Source organism: Methylobacterium sp. C33D, from assembly GCF_053345825.1.
In genome coordinates this window covers 96059-113927 of sequence record NZ_JBKFAV010000001.1, presented here as the reverse complement: position 1 = coordinate 113927, position 17869 = coordinate 96059, and the positions used below count along the sequence as shown (strand labels likewise).

Below are 17869 nucleotides of genomic sequence, written 5' to 3'. Positions count from 1 at the left end.
CCGGGCGGCCTGCGGAGCGTAGGGTCGATCGACGGAGGTGCGCATGGCCGACCTGGATGCCAAATATCGGGCCTTCGTGGCGCTGCACGAGCGGCCGGGGGTGTTCGTCGTGGCGAATCCCTGGGACGCGGGCTCGTCGCGGATCCTGACCGCCCTCGGCTACGAGGCCCTGGCGACGACGAGCGCCGGCTTCGCGTTCGCCATCGGACGGCGGGACTCCAGCGCCTCCCTGTCGCGCGACGCGATCCTGGAGAACGCCCGCGCCATCGTGGACGCGACCCACCTGCCCGTGACGGCCGATCTGGAGGACGGGTTCGGGGCCGACCCGGACGCGTGCGCGCTGACGATCGCCCGGGCCTCCGAGATCGGGCTGGTCGGCGGCTCGATCGAGGACGCGACCGGCGACGCTGCCGAGCCGATCTTCGATTTCAACCTCGCCGTCGAGCGGGTCGCCGCCGCGGCAGAGGCCGCGCGCGGGCTCCCGTTCGTGCTGACCGCGCGCACCGAGAACCACCTGTGCGGCAGGCCCGATCTCGACGACACGATCCGGCGCCTCCAGGCCTTCGAGAAGGCGGGGGCGCACGTGCTCTACGCCCCGAACCTGCCTGACCTCGAGGCCATCCGGACGGTCTGCGCCGCGGTGGGCCGTCCGGTGAACGTCGTCGCCGGCCTGTCGCCGCGGCAGCACACGGTGGCCGAGCTGGCGGCGGCCGGTGTGAAGCGGATCAGCGTCGGCGGGTCGTTCGCGCGGGCGGCCCTCGGCGGACTCGCGCGCGCCGCCCGCGAGGTGCTGGAGCGGGGCACCTTCACCTACGCGGCGGAGGCCATGCCGGGCAGCGAGGCGAGAGCCTACATGGCGGACGAGCCGCGCTAGACGCGGCCGCTGCGCGGCACGCGCCGCGACACCGCCGACCGGCCGTGGCGAGGCTGGCCCGGTCGACGATCCCGACCACGTGGGACCGCAGCTCGATCAGCCCGGCCTCGGCTCAGTGCGCGAGAATGCGACTCACGACAACGCACACGCTGCCGACGTCGTCTCGCCCATTCCGTCAGCGGCCCGACCGAGCGGCCGATCACGCCATCGCCGGCTCGCGCATGTACGCCTGCTAGCCGGCGCTGTACCGATGCGCGCGTCGAAGCTGATCCTTCGCGATCGGCCCCACATGTCGCCCGCCCGATTGACAGGGGCGGCTGGTCGAAACTCGAGCGTCCCGATGTCCCGCGTGTCCCATTCCGCCATCGACCGCGCACCCACCGCCAGCCGGTCGGGGAGCGGCAACGTGGTCAGGCTGGCCGTCGCGCAGGCCCTTGCCGGGGCGAACTCGACCGTCGTCTTCGCGACGGGTGCCGTCGTCGGCAACATGCTGGCGCCGAGCAAGCTCCTGGCCACGCTGCCGATCTCGATCTTCGTCGTCGGGATGGCCGCCTGCGCGCTCCCGACCGGCAGCGTCGCCAGGCGCTACGGGCGCCGGACCGTGTTCACGGTCGGCACCGGCTGCGGGGTGCTCGTCGGCCTGCTTTCGGCTCTGGCGATCGCCACAGCCAATTTCTGGCTGTTCTGCGCGGCGATGTTCTTCGGAGGCGCCTACGCGGCCGTGGTCTTCTCGTTCCGGTTCGCCGCCGCGGACTGCGTTCCGGCCGAACGGCGGCCGCGGGCTCTCTCGGCCGTCATGGCCGGCGGCGTCTTCGGCGGGGTGATCGGGCCGCAACTCGTCACCCACACCATGAACCTGTGGGCCCCCCACCTGTTCGCCGCCACCTTCCTGGCCCAGGCGGCCGTCGCCGGTGCGGCCGCCCTCGTCCTGGCCGGGGTCCGCCTGCCGCGGCCGGCCGCCGAGGCTAGCTCCCGCGGGCGCCCGCTGGCCGTCATCCTGGCTCAGCCACGCTTCGTCATCGCGGTGATCTGCGGGGCCGTGTCGTACCTGCTGATGAACTTCGTCATGACGGCCGCCCCGCTGGCCATGCGCCTGTGCGGCCACGCCCAGGAGGAGGCCAATCTCGGTCTGCAATGGCACGTCATCGCCATGTACGGGCCGAGCTTCTTCACCGGGCGGCTGATCACGCGCTTCGGCGCGTCCCGCGTCGTGGCAACTGGCCTCACCCTGACGGGCGCGGCCGCGCTCGTCGGGCTGGCGGGCGTGGATGTCGGGCATTTCTGGCTGTCCCTGATCCTCCTGGGCGTCGGCTGGAACTTCGGCTTCGTCGGCGCCTCCGCGATGGTGCTGGAGTGCCATCGCCCGGAGGAGCGGACGCGGGTTCAGTCGATCAACGACTTCATCGTGTTCGGGATGGTGGCCGTCGGCTCGTTCTCGTCCGGGGGCCTGCTGACGAGCTACGGCTGGGACACGGTTCTCCGGGTGTCGTTCGCGCCCCTGGCGCTCGCCGCGGCGGCGCTGGCGCTCACGACGGCGCGCGGCGCGGGCCGATCCGGCGCAGCGTGAGCCCGACGCGGAGGCTCGACTCCGGCAGGACCAGCGGAAGCGTGCCGCGTTGGTGCCGCCAGCATTTCAGCCCCCGCGGATCCCGTCGGGATCCTCGGCCTCCGGCAGGGCGACGTAGATCAGCACGCCGAGTACCGTCATGGCGAAGCGGAAGGCGGATTGCTGGCCGTTCCAGGACTTCGACATCCACATGCCGAACCACTCGCCGCCGATGCCCAGGAAGCCGGCCTGCCAGAGCAGGAAGCCGACGCTCAGGCCGGCGATCGCCCAGCTCTTGGCCCGGGCGAAGTCGTCGCGCGGGGCCCGGAGCCGACCGAGCATCAGCCCGACGCCGATCCAGAGCAGGAGCGCCGTCAGCGCCTCCGCGGCGACGATCAGCGTGAAGGCGCCGCGCTGCAGCGTTGGATCGGTGATCGAGCGGTCGGCGATCCCCGAATCCGGCAGGATCGTATCCATCGACAGCACGTGCTGCACGAAGGCGAGGTTGACCGCCGGCTCTACGACGTTGCCGTAGACGACGAGCGTGCAGGTCAGCGCGAGGGCACCGACGAGGGCGGCCTTCGAGAGACGGATGGCGAGCACGATCGGCCCCTCCTGACAGACGGGCACCGCGACCGGTGACGGCCCGAGCCTCCCCCGGTCGCCGCGTCCCTCAGTTCGCCTTCGCCTCGACCTCCAGCCGGTCGAGGACGGCGGCCGGCGATCGCGCCGCTCCGAGATCGATGAAGCCGATCCCCGCCGGCTCCTTGGACTTGGCATGCACCACGAGCTTGCCGGGCTTCATCACGAACTGGCCCATGGCGGCGCCGATCCCCTTGGCCGCCGCGCTGTTGCCCAGGATGATCGGCACGCCGAGCAGGCTGGCGGTGACGTATTCCTTGCGCAGCTCGTCCGGCTTGAGGCTGAGATCCTTCGATTGCGCGGCCAGGAAGCGCTCGAACAGGCCGGCATTCTCGACCGTCAGATCCAGGGTCTTGGCGCTGCCCGAGAACATCACCATCGTCGCCGCCGGCAGGGTTCCGGAGAACAGCTCGGGCCCGATGCCCCCGAGCGTGCCGGACAGGCGGACGGTGCCGATGTCGCGCCCGGAGATCGTGACCTCCCGCAGGGCGAGGTCGCGGGCCTTCTCGTCCAGGCTCGCGTCGGCCACGAGGTTGAGGTCGAGGTCCCGGTAGCCGTAGGCCGGCAGCAGGCCGACGAGCGGCGCGCCCGCGAGCAGATCCGCGGGCAGGCTCAGGCCGGTGAGGCTGATGCGGGTGGCGCTTGGCACGCCCTCGGTCATCGGGCCGAAGGCCAGGGCCGCCTCGCGCAGGGCGATGCGGGGGGCCGGCCGCGGCGATACCGTGACCGCCAGGGGATCCCCGGTCCTGTCAGCCGGCCTGGGTTCGGGCGGCCGCGGCCCCCGGCCCGGCTCGGGCAGGGCGCCGCGGGCCGGGGGCCGGACGTCGCGCGGCGGCGCCGCCTCGGCCTCGGGCGGCAGATCGATCGACAGGTCGGTGAGGGTGAGCGTGCCGAGCTTCGGTGTCAGCCGGCGCATCTCGACGTCGGAGAAGCCGACCCCGCCCGTCGGCTCGGCGGCGATACCCTGGAGGGTCGCGACGGTCGGCGCCAGGGATGTCCCCAGCGCGGCGACGCGGCCGACATGGATCCGCAGGGCGCCGCGGCTCATCGACAGGTTGTCCAGCGTGGTGCCGCCCTCCGAGCCCGCGGACGTGTAGGCGGCTCGGCCGATCTCGAACAGCACCGGCCCCTTCGGATCGGTATCGCTGACGCTCAGGCCCTGCATCTCAAGGCTGCCGATCGAGGTGGCGTCGATCAGATCGGCGGCGGCGGCGGCCAGCGGGCGCCGGTCGCTGGAGTCGTCGAAGCCGTTCGCCACGATGGCGAAGGCGCCACCCCAGCCGTCCGGCACCTGCCGGCCGCCGAGATCCCGGCCGTCGAGGCGGGCGATCTTCACGGTGGTGCCGCGCGCGTCCGAGTAGGTGACGTCCGAGACCTGGATCGTCCCGTAGACGCGCTGGACTGGTCCCTTGCCGTCACCGGGCACCGTGTAGAGCCGGCTGAGCGCCGCGAGATCCAGATCCGTGGCGCGCACCTGACCGTAGGTTCCGGACCCGTGGTTCGGCCCCGCGACGGAGCTGACCGTCGCTCCGGCCGCCGTCAGCTCCCCGACGCGGCCGGCCCGGATGTCGCGGGCGACCACGTCGCGGTAGGTGACGGTCTGCCGGTTGTCGCCGGGACCCGCGTTCTCGGAGGTGAGGACCGGAGCGGTCAGGCTGCCGGCATCGAGCCGGGCGAGCCGCTGCTCCCAGGGCACGTTGGAATCGGGCCGCAGGATCGCTGCGAGGTCCTCCTTGGACAGGCGTGTGCCGCTCGCCGTCAGCTTCGGCGCCTTCAGCAGCGTGCCGCCGAGCGGGATCACCACGTCGGTCACCGTCACGTCCTGGACGGCGGCGGCGCCTTCCTGCGCAGTGAGCGGCGTCGGCGCGAGCCCGAGGAGGGCCAGCACGGCGGCCGTCGCCCAGGCCGACCGGAGGCGGAAACGGGCCTTCGGGTGGTTCATGGCAGGGTCCGGACCGGGGCTCTCGCGGGAATACCCTAGCCGTGCCGCGTTTTGCCGGGCGAGGCAATCGCGCGCGTCGGCCCGGGCGATCGTGCCGGGACCGGTGTCGTACGGACGCAACGGCGCGGCGGCGCCACGCCGGGCGCTACAACGAGAAGGACGTTCCGCAGCCGCACGACGCGGTGGCCAGCGGGTTCTCGATCTTGAAGGACTGGCCGATCAGGTCGTTCACGAAATCGATGGTCGAGCCGCTCATGTACTCGAGCGAGACCGGGTCCACGATCACGGTGGCGCCGTCGCGCTCGATCGCGACGTCCTGCGCCTCCCGGGCGCGGGTGATGTCGAAAGCGTAGGAGAAACCCGAGCAGCCGCCGCCATTGACGCTGATCCGCAGCGACGAGCCGGCCGGCTCCGCCACCATGATCTCGTTGATGCGCTTGGCCGCGCGGGCGGTCAGGGTGATCTCAGCCATCGGTCTCTGGCCACGCATTCGTTCAGTGGACGGCGCGCCCGGCCCGTTGCCGAAGGCGCCTCGGCCCACAAGATATGGGCCGCAAGCCGGCGCCGCAACGCGCCGGGCGGGGAGCCGTCATGACCAGGGTGCGTGCGTTTCAGAGCGGATCCCGTGCGACCGAACGGTGAGCGCTGGCGCGCGCCCTACGCCACCGATCCGGCCCAGACGCGGGGACGCCTGATCCCGGAGGCCGGATCTCCGACCCGCAGCGACTTCCAGCGCGATCGGGACCGGATCATCCACTCGACGGCGTTCCGGCGTCTGAAGCACAAGACGCAGGTCTTCGTGCATCACGAGGGCGACCATTACCGCACCCGCCTGACCCATACCCTGGAGGTGAGCCAGATCGGCCGGGCGCTCGCCCGCGCCCTCGGGCTCGACGAGGACCTCGCGGAGGCGCTGGCCCTCAGCCACGACCTCGGCCACACCTGCTTCGGCCATACCGGCGAGGACGCCCTCGACGCCTGCATGGCCCGCCACGGCGGGTTCGACCACAACGCCCAGGCGCTGCGGATCGTCACGCGACTGGAGCGGCGCTACGCCGGCTTCGACGGGCTGAACCTCGCCTGGGAGACGCTGGAGGGCCTCGTCAAGCACAACGGCCCGCTGCTCACCGCAGAGGACGGCCGGCCGACGCCCCGCTACGCCGCCCGGGGTATCGCGGCAGCGATCCTGGAATACGACGCGCTGAATCCCCTCGACCTCTGGAGCCAGGCCGGCCCCGAGGCCCAGGCCGCGTCCCTGGCGGATGACATCGCCTACGCCGCCCACGACCTCGACGACGGGCTGCGCGCCGGCCTGTTCGAGATCCCGGAACTGCGGGCGGTCCCGTTCCTGGCCGGGCTGCTCGGCGAGATCGACCGGCTGCATCCGGGCCTGGAGCCGTCGCGGATGATCCATGAGCTGGCCCGACGGGTGATCACCCGCTTCGTCGAGGACGTCATCCGCGAGGGCGGTCGCCGCATCGCCGCCCTGGATCCGCAGCGCGTCGAGGACATCCGCAACGCGGATCAGCCGGTCATCGCGTTCTCACCGGAGATCGCGGCGGCCGACGCCGACATCATGCGCTTCCTGTGGGAGCGGATGTACCGGCATCCCGGCGTGGTCGCGGTGCGGAAGAAGGCCGACGCCATCGTCAACGACCTGTTCGCGGCGTTCACAGCGGTGCCGTCCCGGATGCCGGAGGAGTGGAGCGCCGGTCTCGACGGGGCCACGGAGGCCCGGGTCGCCCGCCGGGTCGCCGACTACATCGCCGGCATGACCGACACCTACGCCGTCCTGGCGCACCGCAAGCTCCACGCGACGACGCCGGACCTGCACTGGGAGCTGCCCAGCCGAGGGCTGCCCCTCGCCGAGCCCTAAGGGCCCGGCGCGGGGCGGTTCGGATCAGCAGCCGCAGCCGCAGGTGAAGCTGCCGTAGCACCCGCCGTAGCCACCGCCGTAACCGTAGCCGCCATAGGCGGCGGGATAGCCGTAGCCGTAACCGCCGTAGGCGGCCGGGTAGCCGTAGCCGTAGGCACCATACCCGTAGCCGCCGTAGACGCTCCCGGCGGCGAGCCCGAGCCCGAGGCCGATCCCCGCGCCGGCCAGCCCGTAGCCGAGGGCACGACCGTAGCCACCGCGGTATCCGTAGCCGCGCCCGTAGAAGCCGCGGGCCGCGTAGCCGCCGCGATAGCCGTACCCGCCCCGGAAACCGCCGCGGAACCCGCCACCGTGGAATCCGCCGCCGCGGAAGCCGCCTGCCTCCGCGCTCGGCGCGGCCAGGACGAGGGCGCAGAGCGCCGTACCCGCAATCGTCAAGGTCTTCATCAGTAACTCCGCGATCGGCCTGCTCACGATCGACTCCGATGACACTGCTTCGTCTCGGGCGAGACAAGACGGACACTGGGCGATCCGTAATCGTCGCGCGGGATAACGCGGCGGCGGCGCGCACGTGGTTAGCGGACCGACTCCGCGACCGCGGATTCGGCGGGGCCGGCGCGCGGGTCGGCGCCGTGACACCCTCCCGCCCCCTTGCTAGACCGCCGGTGCGGGCGCAGGCCGGACGGGCCGGGCGACGAGACCCCCGCGCGAGCGAGATCGAGACCCATGAACATCTTCGCCCTGTTCGAGGCGCGCGTGCGCGAGGCCGTGGAGGCGCTGACCCGCGCCGGCCACCTGCCCGAGGGCCTCGACCTGGGCCGCGTGGTGGTCGAGCCGCCCCGCGACGCGTCGCACGGCGATCTCGCCACGAACGCCGCCCTGGTGCTCGCCAAGGAAGCGCGGACCAACCCGAAGGCGCTCGGCGAGGCCCTGGCGGCGGAACTCCGCGCGGACCCGCGGATCGTCGAGGCGAGCGTCGCAGGGCCGGGCTTCATCAACCTGCGGCTCGACCCCGCGATCTTCCACGCGGTCCTGCGCGACGCGCTGACGGCGCCGGAGGCGTTCGGCCGCGCGCAGCTGCCCGGCGGCCCGATCAACGTGGAGTACGTGTCGGCGAACCCGACGGGGCCGATGCATGTCGGCCACGGCCGCGGCGCGGTGTTCGGCGACGCCCTGTGCAACCTGCTCGCCGCCGCCGGCCGGCAAGTGACCCGCGAGTACTACATTAACGATGCCGGCGCTCAGGTCGACGTGCTGGCCCGCTCGGCCTTCCAGCGCTACCGCGAGGCCCTGGGCGAGCCCTTCGCCATCGCGGAGGGCCTCTATCCGGGCAACTACCTGATGCCGGTGGGTGCCGCGCTGGCCGAGACCCACGGCCGCGCGCTGCTCGACAAGCCGGAGGCGGAGTGGCTGCCGGCAGTCCGTGAGACCGCGCTCGGCATGATGATGGACATGATCCGGGCAGATCTGGCGGCGATCGGCATCCGCCACGACGTGTTCTTCTCCGAGCGCACGCTGCAGGACAGCGGGGCGGTGAAGTCCCTGCTCGCGGAGCTGCGCGCCAAGGGCCTCGTCTACGAGGGGCGCCTGCCGCCGCCCAAGGGTCAGCTGCCGGAAGACTGGGAGGACCGCGAGCAGACGCTGTTCCGCACGAAGGAATTCGGCGACGACAGCGACCGGCCGCTGCTGAAGTCGGACGGCTCGTACACGTACTTCGCCTCCGACATCGCCTACCACCGGGCTAAGTACCTCGCCGGCGCGACCGAGCTGATCGACGTCCTGGGCGCCGATCACGGCGGCTACGTGAAGCGCATGCAGGCCGCCGTGAAGGCGGTGAGCGACGGCCAGGCCACGCTCGACGTCAAGCTCTGCCAGCTCGTGCGGCTGTTGCGCGCAGGCGAGCCCGTCAAGATGTCCAAGCGGGCCGGCGAGTTCGTGACCCTCCGCGACGTGATCGACGAGGTCGGCCGCGACGCGATCCGGTTCATGATGCTGTACCGGAAGAACGACGCGACCCTGGATTTCGACCTCGCCAAGGTCGTGGAGCAAACGAAGGACAACCCGGTCTTCTACGTCCAGTACGCCCATGCCCGCGTCCGCTCGGTGCAGCGGCAGGCGCGCGAGGCCTTCCCGGACGCCGACCTCTCGGCCGCCGCCCTGGCCGCCGACGCAGACCTCGCCGTGCTGAGCGACCCGGGCGAGATCGAGATGATGCGCCTCATCGCGCAGTACCCGCGGGTCCTCGAATCCGCCGCGCTGGCGCACGAGCCCCACAGGATCGCCTTCCATCTCTATGAACTGGCCTCCGCGCTGCATAGTTTCTGGAACAAGGGCAAAGACTTGCCGCAATTACGGTTTGTTAATGCAACCGACCGAAAGTCGACGTGGGCCCGGCTGGCGCTCGTTGAAGCTCTGCGGAGCACGCTGGCGGCCGGACTTGCGATTCTCGGTGTGACCGCGCCGGACGAGATGCGATAGGCCCGAAGCATCGGGCCGGTCTTCGGCGTTGATGTGAGGATGCTGCCATGACGAACGCTTCGCGCGCTCAGGTCGATTTGGACGCCCTCGCGCGCGATCTGCGTCAGGAGAAGGACCAAGCGCCGCAGGCGGCCGGCAAGGCCGACCCGCTGGCGGAACTCGCCCGCATCGTCGGCCAGGACGATCCATTCCGGGCGCTGCTCGCCGCCCGCGACGAGATGCGCGCCGTGGCGCCCGCCGCGCCGCAGCAGACCGGCTGGAATACGCGGGTCGAGCCGAGCTTCGCTCCGGAGGCCGCCAAGGCTACCCCGGCCGACGCGTTCGACCAGTATCTCGCCTCCGTGGAGCAGGACACGCACCGCGAGAGTGCGGGCTACGCCCCCGAGGGCGGCCCGACCTCGACCGGCGACGAGGAGACGTACGCGGACAGCCGCGCGCTGCGGCGCGCCAATCCGCGGCGGCGGCTCGTCTCGGTGGGGGCCGGCGTCGCCGTGGTGGCGCTCGCGGTCACCGGGGCGCTCACCTACAAGGGCCTGAGCAATTCGGGCCACGGCGGCGTGCCGGTGGTCCAGGCCGATTCCACGCCCCTCAAGGTCGCACCGAAGGTCGCCGACGGTGTCGAGATCCCGGATCAGAACCGGCAGATCTACGATCCGAAGGGCAAGAAGGATGGCCAGATCAAGATCGTGAACCGCGAGGAGCAGCCCCTCGACGTCGCCGAGGCCGCCAGGGTGGCCCAGGGCCCGTCGCAGCCGAACGGCGCCCCCGGCGGCACCACGCCGGGCAACGGCCCGTTCGAGGCGTTCGGCGAGCCGCGCCGGGTCCGCACCGTCGCGGTGAAGCCCGAGGCGCCGCCCGCGCCGCCGCCGCGCGAGCAGCAGGCCGCCGATGCCGGGCCGGCCCCGATCCCCACCATGGTCCTGCCGAGCGACGAGCCGCCCGCCCCGCCGCCCCCGAAGTCCAGGTCCGTCCGCCAGACCGCCGCAGCCATGCCGGCGGCCACGGCCACGCCCGTCGACGCGCAGCCGGAAGCCGCGGTCGAGCAGCCGGCGCCCAAGCCGGTGGCTGTCAAGCCGCCGCCGAAGGCCGCCCAGCGCATCGCCGCCGTCGCGCCGGCTGGAGCGGCCGCGCCGGACACCACCGCCAGCACCACCACCGACGACGACGCCGTGAAGTCCGGCCCGGTGAGCGGCTTCTCGGTCCAGCTCGGGGTGCGCAGCTCCGCCGCCGAGGCCAAGGCCGCGTTCCGCCAGATGCAGGCCAAGTACGCGCAGCTCGCCGGCAAGCCCGAGCTGATCCGGCAGGCCGAGGTCAACGGCAAGACGATCTACCGCGTCCGCGTCGGACCGCTGGAGAAGGCCCAGGCCGCGAGCCTGTGCAGCGCCCTGCAGGGCGCGGGCGGCCAGTGCTTCGTGGCCAAGAACTGACCGCCTGACGGCACCTCGCGGACGGGACGGCGTGCCCGTCCGCGGAGATCCGCGCCGCCCGTCCGACCGAGTCCCCCCGGCAACACGGTCGGAGCGAACGATCCGGCCCGCGCCCCAGGGCCGCGGTTTAGTCTTGCCGGCTCCCCGTTCCCGCCCGACTCTGCCGCCATCGATTCGCGCCGCCCGGCGGCTCCGCCGCCGTTCTCGCGCCGTCTTCGCGCCGCCACCGAGCAGTTCCCGAGCCGTTCCAGATGACCTCCCGTGCCCTGATCCTCGGCTGCACCGGCCCGTCGCTCACGGCGGACGAGAGGGCCTTCTTCCGAGACGTGAAGCCCTGGGGCTTCATCCTGTTCAAGCGCAACATCGGGACCCCCGCGGAGGTCCGCGCCCTCACCGGTGCGCTCCGCGACTGCGTCGGCTCCGATCGGGCGCCGATCCTGATCGACCAGGAGGGCGGCCGGGTCCAGCGCATGGGCCCCCCCCACTGGCCGGCCTACCCGGCCGGCGGCCGCTACGGCCGCCTGAACGGCAGCGGCGCGACGGTCGCCCGCCTCGGGGCGCGGCTGATGGCGCACGACCTCGCCGAGGTCGGGATCAACGTCGACTGCGCCCCCGTCCTCGACGTGCCGGCGCCGGGGTCGCACGACATCATCGGCGACCGCGCCTACGCGACGAGCCCGGAGCGGGTGGCCGAGATCGGACGTGCCGTCGCCGAGGGCCTGATGGCCGGCGGTGTCCTGCCGGTGATGAAGCACATTCCCGGGCACGGGCGCGCCACCTGCGACAGCCACCACGGCCTGCCGGTGGTCGACGCGACCCGCGCGGATCTCGCGGGGCAGGATTTCCGGACCTTCCGGGCGCTCGCCGACCTGCCGATGGCGATGAGCGCGCACGTGGTCTTCACCGCCATCGACCCCGACCGGCCGGCCACCCAGTCGGCGACCGTCATCCGCGACATCATCCGCGGCGCCATCGGCTTCGACGGCCTGCTGATGACCGACGACCTGTCCATGCACGCGCTGACCGGCACGTTCCGCGACCGGACGGAGCGCGCCTTCGCGGCGGGGATCGACATAGGCCTCCACTGCAACGGCGCGCGCGACGAGATGCAGGCCGTGGCCGAGGCGGCGCCTGAACTGACCGGCGCGGCCGCGCGGCGCGCCGCCGCCGCGCTGGCACGTCTCGATCCCGCCGGTGACGAGCTCGACGTCGCGGAAGCTCGCGACCGCTTCGCCGCGGCCCTCGCCGCCGCCTGACCGGAGACACCGCGCGGCGTTCCATCGCGGCCTTCCACCGGCCGTGGCATCGCCTCTGCTTGTGTTCGGGCGGCGCGATCCCTAGGTTCGCCCCGAAATCCTCAACCGGACGTGGCGTCACGCTCCCGCATCTTCGGGGCGCCCGCAGGAGGTTGCCATGGGCAGCATGAGTATCTGGCACTGGGTCATCGTCGCGGTCATCGTGATGCTGCTCTTCGGACGCGGCAAGGTGTCCGACCTGATGGGCGACGTCGCGAAAGGCATCAAGGCCTTCAAGAAGGGCATGGCCGAGGACGAGACCCCGCCGGCGGCGCAGGCCGCGCCGCCTTCGGCGGAGCCGGTCCGTACCATCCCGCACGCTGCCGAGACGAGCCCCGGCACCGCGATCCCGGCGAACCATATCCCCGGCGGCGAGCGCAAGCCGGTCTGACGGCGAGCTTGACTGTAGGACTGTCAGAGCGCGCGCGCTCGTGTAGAGCCTGACGGGGTCCGGCCGCCGTGCCGGATCTCGGGGCAGCAGGACCGTCGACGACATGCTGGACATGAGCTGGGGCGAGGTGATGCTGATCGGCGGCGTCGCCCTCATCGTCATCGGGCCGAAGGATCTGCCGAAGGCGCTGCGCACCGTCGGCCAGATCACCACGAAGCTGCGCCGCATGGCCGGCGAGTTTCAGATGCAGTTCAACGAGGCGATCCGCGAGGCCGAACTCGACGACGTCCGGCGCGAGGTCGACGGCATCCGCAACACCGTCCGCACGGCGGGCTCGACCTTCAATCCGGTGCAGACGATCCGCGACGAGCTGAAGGGCGCCGTCGAGGGCCGGGCCAAGATGGGTCCGGAGAAGATGGGTCCGGAGATGCCCAGCCCCGAGACTCCCCCAGTCGAGACCCGGTCGCTGGCCGACGCTACGGCGCAGCTGAGGGCCGAGCAGGAAGCCGCGGCGGCGCCTCACGCCGCCGAGACGCATCCGGTGACGCCGGCCGGCGCGTCGGACCGTGGTGCGGCGACCGAGGTCGCGGAGGCGCCCCTGCCCGTGCCCGGCTCGGTGGACGATCCGTTCGGCCCTCCGCCCGACCCGTCCGCCGCACACCCCGCCGCTGAAGAATCCAAGAACGGCACGGCTGCCCGATGATCAGCGAGGCGGACGAGGCCGAGATCGAGGCGTCCCGGGCGCCCCTGCTCGAGCACCTGATCGAATTGCGCGCGCGGCTGATCAAGTCGCTGATCGCCTTCGTGCTGATGTTCTTCGCGTGCTTCTTCTTCTCGCGCGACATCTACAACGTGCTGGTCTACCCATACGTTTCAATCGTGGGTGCACAGAACGCCGAGCTGATCGCCACGCACTTCCTCGAGCAGGTCTTCACCAACATCAAGCTCAGCGTCTTCGGCGCCGCCTTCTTGGCCTTCCCGGTGATCGCCACGCAGATCTACGCCTTCGTGGCGCCCGGCCTCTACCGCAACGAGCGGAAGGCGTTCCTGCCCTACCTCGTGGCCACGCCGATCTTCTTCATCCTCGGCGCGCTCGTGGTGTTCTTCCTCGCGATGCCGCTGCTGATCAAATTCTCGGTGTCGCTCCAGCAGGTGGGCGTCGCCGGGGAGCCGACGATCAAGCTGCTCCCGAAGGTCGACGAGTACCTGTCACTGATCATGACGCTGATCTTCGCGTTCGGCATAGCCTTCCAGCTGCCGGTGATCCTCACGCTGCTCGGCCAGATCGGGATCATCGACGCGGCGTTCCTGCGCGAGAAGCGCCGCTACGCGATCGTGCTGGTCTTCGTCGCCGCGGCCATCCTGACCCCGCCGGACGTCATCTCGCAGCTCTCGCTCGCGGTCCCGATGCTGCTCCTCTACGAGGCCTCGGTGTTCTCGGTGGCGCGAGTCGAGAAGCTGCGCGCCGCGCGGCGCGTCGAAGAGGGGCTGGAGCCCTGAGACGGCGCGCCGGGATCAGTCCGGGGCGCGCAGGCGGTAACCGACGCCGGTCTCGGTGAGCAGGTAGCTCGGGCGCTCGGGATCGGGCTCGAGCTTCTGGCGCAGCTGCCGGATGTAGACGCGCAGGTACTGCGGATCCGACGAGGCCGGCGCGTGGCGCATGAGCTGCGCGTGGGTCAGTACCTTGCCGGCGTGCTGCACCAGCACGCGCAGGAACTCGTATTCCCGCGGCGACAGCTTGACCTCGCGATCGCCCACCCGGACGACGCGACGGACGAGGTCGACCGAGAGGTCGTCGACACGGAAGACAGGCCGCTCCCCCTGCATGGCGAGGCGGTGGCGCAGGGCCGTGCGGATGCGCGCCAGCAGCTCGTTCATGCCGAAGGGCTTGGTGACGTAGTCGTCGGCGCCGAGATCGAGGGCCTCGACCTTGCCGCGCTCGTCGTCGCGGCTCGACAGGATCACGACCGGAAGGTCGGGCCAGCGCTCGCGGATCGCCGCCAGGAGCGCGTGCCCGGCCATGTCGGGCAGGCCGAGGTCGAGGATCGCGAGATCCACACCACCCGCCTCCAGGGCGGCGAGGGCCGCGGCCCCGTCGGCGGCCTCGATGACCGCGTAGTCCTGCGTCCCGAGACCAGTCCGGAGCAGCCGGCGGATCGGCGGCTCGTCGTCGATCACCAAGATGCGGGCTGTGCTCACGCGGGCCGTCCGTCGTCGAAGTCTCGGGGGGCCTATTCCGGCCGGAGCAGCACGTGCCGCTTCTTGCCGAAGGAGAGCTTGATCACGCCGTCCGCGGTCACGTCGCTCTGGCCGAGGACCGCCTTCTCGTCCGTCACCGGCACGTCGTTGACCCGCAGGCCGCCGCCCTTGATCTGACGCCGGGCCTCGCTGGTCGAGGGCACGAGCTTGGCGACCTCCGGTCCGAAGGCTGTCAGCACGCCGAGCCCGGCCTCCAGGGTCGCTGACGGCACGGTCACGCTCGGGAGGTCGGCGGCGAGCGTCCCCTCGACGAAGGTCTTGCGGGCGGTCTCGGCGGCGGCCTCCGCGGCCTCGCGGCCGTGCATCAGCGCGGTGGCCTCGGTGGCAAGCACAGTCTTGGCCGCGTTGATCTCAAAGCCGGCGAGGGCGGAGAGGCGCGCGATCTCCGCCGTGGGCAGCAGGGTGAACAGCTTGAGGAAGCGGGCCACGTCCGCGTCCTCGGTGTTCCGCCAGAACTGCCAGTAATCGTAGGGCTTCAGCATGTCCGGGTTGAGCCAGACGGCGCCGGCCGCGGTCTTGCCCATCTTGGCGCCCGACGACGTGGTCAGCAGCGGGCAGGTCAGGGCGTAGAGCTGCGGCGTGCCCATGCGGCGGCCGAGATCGATGCCGTTGACGATGTTACCCCACTGGTCCGAGCCGCCCATCTGCATGACGCAGCCGTAGCGGCGGTTCAGCTCAACGAAGTCGTACGACTGGAGGATCATGTAGTTGAATTCGAGGAACGACAGCTCCTGGTCGCGCTCCAGGCGCAGGCGCACGCTGTCCATCGACAGCATGCGGTTCACCGAGAAATGGCGGCCGACGTCGCGCAGCATCTCGATGTAGTTGAGCTTGGTCAGCCACTCGGCATTGTCGACCATCACGGCGTCGCCGGCCGCCTCGCCGAAGCGCAGGAACCGGTCGAAGGTCTTGCGGATCTCGGCCTTGTTGGCGTCGATCTGCTCGACGGTGAGGATCTTGCGGGTCTCGTCGCGGCCGGACGGATCGCCGACCCGAGTCGTGCCGCCGCCCATCAGGGCGATCGGCTTGCCGCCGGTGGCCTGCAGCCAGTGCAGCATCATGATCGACAGGAGGTGCCCGACATGGAGCGAGGGCGCCGTGCAGTCGTAGCCGACATAGGTGGTCAGCCGACCCTCCAGCGCAGCGGCGTCGATGCCGGCGAGGTCCGAGGTCTGGTGGATATAGCCGCGCTCGGTCAGGATCCGCAGGAAGTCGGATTTCGGCGCGAAGCTCTCGGCGGTCATGGATGCCATCTCGGGTCGCGCGCTGGCGCGACAGGCCGAGGCCCCGCATGCTAGCTCGCGCTGGGTTCAGGATACGGCGCGCTCTTAGCAGGGCGTTGGCCGAAAGGCACGGGGCAGCACGGCATGGCGATGATGCGCGCGATCGGACTGATGAGCGGCACCTCGCTGGACGGCGTCGACATCGCGCTGATCGAGACCGACGGCGAGCGCGTCCACGTGGTGAAGGGGCCCAACAACTTTCTCGAACCGCTCGGACCCACCGGCTACCGCGGCTACGCCGACGACGAGAAGGCGCTCCTGCGCGCCGCCACCAAGGACGCCGAATCCGTGCTCCATCCCGGCGATCGGCCCGGGCGGCTGCCGGAGGCCGAGGCCTTCGTCACCCTGGCCCATGCCGAGGCCGTGGAGCGCTTCCTCGAGGAGCACGGCCTCACTGCCTCCGAGATCGACGTGATCGGCTTCCACGGACAGACCGTGATCCACCGTCCGGACCAGCGGATCTCGATCCAGATCGGCGACGGCCAGGCGCTGGCGACCCGGCTCGGCATCGCGGTCGTCTCGGACCTGCGGCGCGCCGACATCGAGGCGGGCGGGCAGGGGGCGCCGCTGGTGCCGGTCTTCCACAAGGCGCTCGCCGAGGCGTCGGGCTTCGACGGGCCCTTCGGCATCCTCAACATCGGCGGCGTCGCCAACGCGACGCTGATCGACTCGAAGGGCGGCGTCATCGCCTTCGACACCGGTCCCGGCAACGCCCTGATCGACGAGTGGATGCAGGAGCGCGAGGGCAAGAATCTCGACGATGGCGGGCGAACGGCGGCTCGGGGCCGCCCGGACGAGCAGCTGCTGGCCTGGCTCCTGACCCACCCGTTCTTCTTCCGCAAGCCGCCGAAATCGCTGGACCGGAACTGGTTCTCCCACAAGCTCGCGGGTCAGCTCTCCACCGAGGACGGCGCCGCGACGCTCACGGCCTTCACGGCGCGGGCCGTGGCCCGCGCCCTCGACCACGCCCCCGAGGTCCCGACCCGCTGGATCGTGGCCGGCGGCGGCGCCCGCAACGGCGAGCTGGTACGTCTCCTGAATTACCACCTGCGCGCCGAGATCACGACCGCGGACGCGATCGGCTGGTCCTCCGCCTACCTTGAGGCGCAGGCCTTCGCGTACTTGGCGGTGCGCTCGCTCCGGGGCCTGCCGATCACCTTCCCGTCGACCACCGGGGTGCGCGAGGCCATCACCGGCGGGGTGCTGGCGCGGCCGTGAGCCTCGGCTACGCGCTCCGGCGGATCGTCGAGGAATACCCGCTCGCCCGGCTCGAACCGCCCGCCGGCCACCCGCTCGCCGCCGTCATCCGCAGGGGTGCGCCGGACGAGCTGCGCGCCGCCCTGGAGCCGATCGACGGACCGTTCCTGGTGAAGGGCAGCCCGGGGCGCGGGAGCCGCTGGGCCGCGATCCCCTGGATCGCCGTGTTCGATCCCGCCGTCACCACCAGCGCCACGCGGGGCTACTACCTCGTCTACCTGTTCCCGGCGCACCGCGAGGCGGTGCATCTGTCGCTGGTGCAGGGGACGGTGGCTGCGATCCGCGAGCACGGTCCGGCGGCGGCCGGTGCCCATCTCCGCGCCAGCGGCGCCGCGCTCAGGACGCGGCTGTCGGACTTCGCCGAAGCGCTGCCGAACGCGACGATCGCCCTCGGCAGCGTGGGCGCGTTGCCGGAGGGTTACGAGGCCGCCCACATCCTCGGCCTCACCTATGCCCTCGCCGATCTCGGCGATGAGCGCCGGCTGCACCGAGATCTCGCGGCGGCGGTCGCGGCGTACCGGGCGCTCAAGGCGCGGGGCGGGCTCGATCTGCCCGGTTCGCCGAAGGCTCGGTGAGGATGCCGGCCGCTCCGGCCCGTC

17 protein-coding genes are annotated in these 17869 nt (G+C 71.8%); 11 read left to right on the top strand and 6 right to left on the bottom strand.

Annotation, left to right across the window (positions count from 1 at the left end):
* The first annotated feature begins 43 nt into the window (after positions 1–43).
* Positions 44–874: an isocitrate lyase/PEP mutase family protein gene (locus ACLBXO_RS00645; protein WP_447684157.1), complete on the top strand. Its 831-nt coding sequence runs from the start codon at positions 44–46 to the stop codon at positions 872–874.
* A gap of 340 nt (positions 875–1214) precedes the next feature.
* Positions 1215–2441, top strand: coding sequence for an MFS transporter (locus ACLBXO_RS00640; protein ID WP_447684156.1), 1227 nt, complete (start codon positions 1215–1217; stop codon positions 2439–2441).
* A 66-nt stretch (positions 2442–2507) separates the two neighbouring features.
* Here the strand turns inward: ACLBXO_RS00640 and ACLBXO_RS00635 are convergent, their stop codons facing one another.
* The 3 genes from ACLBXO_RS00635 to ACLBXO_RS00625 all read right to left on the bottom strand — a co-directional run bounded on the left by ACLBXO_RS00635 (position 2508) and on the right by ACLBXO_RS00625 (position 5476).
* Positions 2508–3023, bottom strand: a complete 516-nt coding sequence (locus tag ACLBXO_RS00635; RefSeq protein WP_331318024.1) for a DUF2165 family protein — start codon at positions 3021–3023, stop codon at positions 2508–2510.
* A gap of 70 nt (positions 3024–3093) precedes the next feature.
* Positions 3094–5004, bottom strand: coding sequence for a hypothetical protein (locus ACLBXO_RS00630; RefSeq protein WP_447684155.1), 1911 nt, complete (start codon positions 5002–5004; stop codon positions 3094–3096).
* Between the two features lie 145 nt (positions 5005–5149).
* Positions 5150–5476 (bottom strand): HesB/IscA family protein, encoded by a 327-nt coding sequence (locus ACLBXO_RS00625; RefSeq protein ID WP_020092036.1) that lies wholly within the window; start codon positions 5474–5476, stop codon positions 5150–5152.
* Positions 5477–5629: 153 nt separating this feature from the next.
* On the opposite strand from ACLBXO_RS00625, the gene ACLBXO_RS00620 reads away from it, so the two are divergent.
* Complete coding sequence (locus ACLBXO_RS00620; RefSeq protein ID WP_447684154.1) at positions 5630–6880, top strand: deoxyguanosinetriphosphate triphosphohydrolase; 1251 nt, start codon at positions 5630–5632, stop codon at positions 6878–6880.
* Positions 6881–6904: 24 nt separating this feature from the next.
* On the opposite strand, the gene ACLBXO_RS00615 is transcribed toward ACLBXO_RS00620, so the two are convergent.
* Entirely contained in the window at positions 6905–7327 is a 423-nt protein-coding gene (locus tag ACLBXO_RS00615) for a hypothetical protein (protein ID WP_447684153.1), read from the bottom strand.
* Between the two features lie 279 nt (positions 7328–7606).
* On the opposite strand from ACLBXO_RS00615, the gene argS reads away from it, so the two are divergent.
* The 6 genes from argS (at position 7607) to tatC (ending at position 13971) form a co-directional block, all read left to right on the top strand.
* The gene (gene argS / locus ACLBXO_RS00610; RefSeq protein WP_447684152.1) at positions 7607–9358 is read left to right on the top strand and encodes an arginine--tRNA ligase; all 1752 of its coding nucleotides are present in this window, start codon (positions 7607–7609) and stop codon (positions 9356–9358) included.
* Positions 9359–9405: 47 nt separating this feature from the next.
* Positions 9406–10785: an SPOR domain-containing protein gene (locus tag ACLBXO_RS00605; RefSeq protein ID WP_447684151.1), complete on the top strand. Its 1380-nt coding sequence runs from the start codon at positions 9406–9408 to the stop codon at positions 10783–10785.
* Between the two features lie 251 nt (positions 10786–11036).
* Entirely contained in the window at positions 11037–12041 is a 1005-nt protein-coding gene (gene nagZ, locus ACLBXO_RS00600) for a beta-N-acetylhexosaminidase (RefSeq protein ID WP_447684150.1), read from the top strand.
* A gap of 157 nt (positions 12042–12198) precedes the next feature.
* Entirely contained in the window at positions 12199–12471 is a 273-nt protein-coding gene (locus ACLBXO_RS00595) for a twin-arginine translocase TatA/TatE family subunit (protein ID WP_331318036.1), read from the top strand.
* A gap of 103 nt (positions 12472–12574) precedes the next feature.
* On the top strand, positions 12575–13174 hold the full coding sequence (tatB, locus tag ACLBXO_RS00590) for a Sec-independent protein translocase protein TatB (protein WP_331318037.1): 600 nt from the start codon (positions 12575–12577) through the stop codon (positions 13172–13174).
* On the top strand, positions 13171–13971 hold the full coding sequence (tatC, locus tag ACLBXO_RS00585; protein WP_331318038.1) for a twin-arginine translocase subunit TatC: 801 nt from the start codon (positions 13171–13173) through the stop codon (positions 13969–13971). Before tatB ends, tatC begins: the two co-directional genes overlap by 4 nt.
* A 15-nt stretch (positions 13972–13986) precedes the next feature.
* Here tatC and ACLBXO_RS00580 read toward each other — a convergent pair whose 3' ends face one another.
* A complete protein-coding gene (locus ACLBXO_RS00580; RefSeq protein ID WP_331318039.1) occupies positions 13987–14670 on the bottom strand; it encodes a response regulator transcription factor in 684 nt (227 codons plus the stop codon).
* A 32-nt stretch (positions 14671–14702) separates the two neighbouring features.
* A complete protein-coding gene (tyrS, locus tag ACLBXO_RS00575; protein WP_447684265.1) occupies positions 14703–15974 on the bottom strand; it encodes a tyrosine--tRNA ligase in 1272 nt (423 codons plus the stop codon).
* 123 nt (positions 15975–16097) lie between these two features.
* On the opposite strand from tyrS, the gene ACLBXO_RS00570 reads away from it, so the two are divergent.
* Entirely contained in the window at positions 16098–17231 is a 1134-nt protein-coding gene (locus ACLBXO_RS00570; RefSeq protein ID WP_447684149.1) for an anhydro-N-acetylmuramic acid kinase, read from the top strand.
* On the top strand, positions 17228–17845 hold the full coding sequence (locus ACLBXO_RS00565; RefSeq protein WP_447684148.1) for a DUF3578 domain-containing protein: 618 nt from the start codon (positions 17228–17230) through the stop codon (positions 17843–17845). The genes ACLBXO_RS00570 and ACLBXO_RS00565 overlap by 4 nt, the downstream gene beginning before the upstream one ends.
* Positions 17846–17869: the final 24 nt, after the last annotated feature.